Raw genomic sequence first — 4323 nt, 5'->3', positions numbered from 1 at the left:
TGGACGACAAGGGGCAGGTGTTCTTCCACACACTGGGGCTGCGCGCGCATCTGCACGCGACCGGCCGCACCGCCCCCGCGGTCCACCTCAAGCTGCTCGTCGAGGGCGAGGAGGAGTCGGGCTCCCCGCACTTCCGCGCCCTGGTCGAGACGCACCGGGAGCGCCTCGCCGCCGACGCCGTGATCGTCTCCGACACCGGCATGTGGTCCGAGGACACCCCGACCGTCTGCACCGGCATGCGCGGCCTCGCCGACTGCGAGATCGAGCTCCACGGACCCGACCAGGACATCCACTCCGGCTCCTTCGGCGGAGCCGTGCCGAACCCGGCGGCCGCGGCCGCCCGTCTGGTCGCCGCCCTGCACGACGAGCACGCGCGCGTGGCGGTGCCCGGCTTCTACGACGGCATCGTCGAGCTCACCGACCGGGAGCGCGAGCTCTTCGCCGAGCTGCCCTTCGACGAGGAGCAGTGGCTGCGCACCGCGAAGTCCCACGCCGCGCACGGGGAGGCGGGGCACACCACGCTGGAGCGCATCTGGGCCCGCCCCACCGCGGAGGTGAACGGCATCGGCGGGGGCTACCAGGGCCCCGGCGGCAAGACGATCGTGCCGTCCTCGGCCCAGCTGAAGCTCTCCTTCAGGCTGGTCGCCGGACAGGACCCGGACCACATCGAGAAGGCCGTCACCACCTGGGTCGCCGAGCAGCTCCCTGCGGGGATCCGCCACGAGATCACCTTCGGCGCGGCCACCCGGCCGTGCCTCACCCCGCTCGACCACCCGGCCCTGCGGTCCGTCGTGCGGGCCATGGGCCAGGCCTTCGAGCAGAAGATCCGCTTCACGCGCGAAGGCGGCTCCGGCCCGGCCGCCGACCTCCAGGACGTCCTCGACGCACCCGTGCTGTTCCTGGGCATCTCCGTCCCCTCCGACGGCTGGCACGCCCCCAACGAGAAGGTCGAACTGGACCTCCTGATGAAGGGCGTCGAAACAACCGCCTACCTGTGGGGCGATCTGGCGGAGAACTGGGCAGATGCAACCTGAACGAGGCACCCCGCGCCCGCCCCGCCGAACCTTCTGCTGAACCGCCCGCGAACCACCCATTCCACCGGGGGAGTTGGAAGCACCCGTGACCACCTGGACCGACCGCACCGCCGATCTCGCCGCAGGCCGGCCGCTCTCGCTCGCCACGCCGAGCGGGATCGACCGAGCGGCGCACCACCGCCTCGACGAGGCATGGCTCGCCGCCGCGTGGAGCCACCCCACCACCCGTGTCTTCGTGGTCTCCGGCGGCCAGGCGCTCATCGACGAGACGACGGACGGCTCGACCGAGCTGGTCATGACGCCGTCGTTCGAAGCACCTCTCACCGAGGCGCACCGCTACTTCCTGGGCACCGACGAGGACGGCGTGAGCTACTTCGCGCTCCAGAAGGACGCCCTGCCCGGGCGCATGGACCAGTCGGCGCGCCCGGCCGGACTGCGCGAGGCGGGCATGCTCCTCTCGCCCCGGGACGCCGGCCTCATGGTGCACGCCGTCGCCCTGGAGAACTGGCAGCGACTGCACCGCTTCTGCTCCCGCTGCGGCGAACGCACCGTCATCGCCGCCGCGGGCCACATCCGCCGCTGCCCGGCCTGCGGGGCCGAGCACTACCCGCGCACCGACCCGGCCGTGATCATGGCGGTCTCGGACGAGCAGGACCGCATCCTGCTGGGGCGCCAGGTGCACTGGCCCGAGGGCCGCTTCTCGACGCTCGCGGGCTTCGTCGAGCCCGGTGAGTCCATCGAGCAGTCGGTGCGCCGCGAGGTCTTCGAGGAGGCCGGTGTCCACGTCGGCGAGGTGGAGTACGTCGCCAGCCAGCCCTGGCCGTTCCCCTCGAGCCTGATGCTCGGCTTCATGGCGCACGCCACGTCCACGGAGATCAACGTGGACGGCGACGAGATCCACGAAGCCCGCTGGTTCTCCCGGGACGACCTGCGGGCCGCGTTCGAGTCCGGGGAGGTCGTGCCTCCCTACGGAATCTCGATCGCGGCCCGGCTGATCGAACTCTGGTACGGCAAGCCGCTGCCGAAGCCCAGCGACGCGCTCTGAGCCCGAGGCCCCGAGCGGCGCCCCTCGGCGGTCAGCGGCTGCCGTGCCCCGTGGCTCAGGCGCCGATCTTCTGCTTGACCTGCGCCAGGGACGGGTTGGTGAGCGTCGAGCCGTCCTCGAACAGAACGGTGGGGACCGTCTGGTTCCCACCGTTCGCCTTCTCGACGAACGCGGCGGAGTCCGGGTCGTGCTCGATGTTGATCTCGGTGTACCCGATGCCCTCGCGGTCCAGCTGCTTCTTCAGCCGCTGGCAGTAGCCGCACCAGGTGGTGCTGTACATCGTCACAGTGCCCGGCATGTCTCTCGCGCTCCTTCATGGCGTGGGGTGCGTGTTCGCACTCGGTCGAACGTACGCGACGCGGCCACCATTCCCGCACGTCGGCCGCGTTAGTACGACAAGCACCGGCCGCCTGTGGACAACGCGACGCACCCGGCCCCGCCGACCTGGCAGCATGGCGGGGTGACAGCAGCAACGCACTCCACCCTGTTCCCACAGGTCCCGGACTCGGCCGACGCGGTGCTCGAGGGCCTCGACCCCGAGCAGCGCGCCGTCGCGACCGCCCTGCACGGTCCGGTGTGTGTGCTCGCGGGCGCCGGGACGGGCAAGACGCGCGCGATCACCCATCGCATCGCGTACGGCGTCCGCGCCGGCATCCTCCAGCCGAACACGGTGCTCGCCGTCACGTTCACCAACCGCGCCGCAGGCGAGATGCGGGGCAGGCTGCGCCAGCTCGGCGCCGGGGGAGTGCAGGCCCGCACCTTCCACTCCGCCGCGCTGCGCCAGCTCCAGTTCTTCTGGCCGAAGGCCGTCGGCGGGGACCTGCCCCGGCTCGTCGACCGCAAGATCCAGCTCGTTGCCGACGCGGCAGCGGCGGGCCGGATCCGGCTGGACCGCGGCGAGCTGCGCGACGTCGCCGCGGAGATCGAGTGGGCCAAGGTCACCCAGACCGTCCCCGGGGACTACGCGGCGGCCGCTCACAAGGCGGGCCGCGAGAGCCCCCGGCACCCCGCCGAGATCGCCCAGATCTACGGGGACTACGAGACCCTGAAGCGGGACCGCTCCGTCATCGACTTCGAGGATGTCCTGCTGCTCACGGTGGGCATCCTCCAGGACCGGCACGACATCGCCGACCAGGTCCGCTCCCAGTACCAGCACTTCGTCGTCGACGAGTACCAGGACGTCAGCCCCCTCCAGCAGCGCCTGCTCGACCTGTGGCTCGGCGACCGGGACAACGTGTGCGTGGTCGGCGACGCCAGCCAGACCATCTACTCCTTCACCGGCGCCACCCCCGACCACCTGCTCAACTTCCGCACCCGCCACCCCGGCGCCACGGTCGTCAAGCTGGTCCGTGACTACCGCTCCTCTCCCCAGGTCGTGCACCTGGCCAACGGTGTCCTGGCCCGCGCCTCGGGCCGAGCCGCCGAGCACCGCCTCCAGCTCGTCTCCCAGCGCGAGGCGGGACCCGAGCCGGTCTACACCGAGTACGTGGACGAGCCGGCCGAGGCCGAGGGTGCGGCCCATCGCATTCGCGACCTGATTGCCTCCGGGGTCTCCGCCGGAGAGATCGCGATCCTGTTCCGGACGAACGGGCAGTCCGAGATCTACGAACAGGCACTCGCCGACGCCGGGGTGCCCTACCAGCTGCGGGGCGCCGAGCGGTTCTTCGAGCGGGCCGAGGTGCGCAAGGCCGGACACGCCCTGCGTGCGGCGGCCCGCTTCGGGGGGAACGACGCGGGACTCGACACCGCCGTCGGCCTTTCGTCCCAGGTGAGAGCCGTGCTGTCCGGCGAGGGCTGGACCGACGAGCCGCCGGCCGGGTCCGGAGCCGTCCGTGAGCGCTGGGAGTCCCTCGCCGCCCTGGCCCGGCTCGCCGAGGACTTTGCGCAGGCACACGAGGGAGCCGGGCTGCAGGACTTCGTCGCCGAGCTCGACGAGCGGGCCGCCGCGCAGCACGCCCCCACCGTCGAGGGCGTCACCCTCGCCTCGCTGCACGCGGCCAAGGGCCTGGAGTGGGACGCCGTCTTCCTGGTCGGGGTCGCCGAGGGCATGATGCCGATCACGTACGCCAAGACCGACGAGCAGGTCGAGGAGGAGCGGCGGCTGCTCTACGTCGGGGTCACCCGGGCCCGCCACCACCTCAGCGTCTCGTGGGCCCTGTCGCGCTCGCCCGGGGGACGGCCGAGCCGCAGGGCCAGCCGGTTCCTCGACGGTCTGCGGCCCGGCTCCGGCGGCGCGGGCGGGCG

4 protein-coding genes are annotated in these 4323 nt (G+C 72.2%); 3 read left to right on the top strand and 1 reads right to left on the bottom strand.

All coding sequences use genetic code 11. From position 1 onward, the window contains the following. Both GTW43_RS21550 and nudC read left to right on the top strand, forming a co-directional pair. Positions 1–1034, top strand: a 1034-nt coding sequence (locus GTW43_RS21550; RefSeq protein WP_161303661.1) for a M20/M25/M40 family metallo-hydrolase, incomplete at its 5' end; no start/stop codon positions are given. 85 nt (positions 1035–1119) lie between these two features. After that, complete coding sequence (gene nudC / locus GTW43_RS21545) at positions 1120–2079, top strand: NAD(+) diphosphatase (RefSeq protein WP_343246080.1); 960 nt, start codon at positions 1120–1122, stop codon at positions 2077–2079. Between the two features lie 55 nt (positions 2080–2134). On the opposite strand, the gene GTW43_RS21540 is transcribed toward nudC, so the two are convergent. Then, on the bottom strand, positions 2135–2377 hold the full coding sequence (locus GTW43_RS21540) for a mycoredoxin (protein WP_161303659.1): 243 nt from the start codon (positions 2375–2377) through the stop codon (positions 2135–2137). Positions 2378–2539: 162 nt separating this feature from the next. Here GTW43_RS21540 and GTW43_RS21535 point away from each other — a divergent pair. Then, the coding region (locus GTW43_RS21535) for an ATP-dependent helicase (protein ID WP_161303658.1) at positions 2540–4323 on the top strand (1784 nt) is incomplete at its 3' end.

Origin of the sequence: Streptomyces sp. SID5785, from assembly GCF_009870065.1 — a bacterium.
GTDB lineage: Bacteria > Actinomycetota > Actinomycetes > Streptomycetales > Streptomycetaceae > Streptomyces.
The sequence above is the reverse complement of the archived record's forward strand: the minus strand, read 5'-3'. Positions and strand labels throughout refer to the sequence as shown.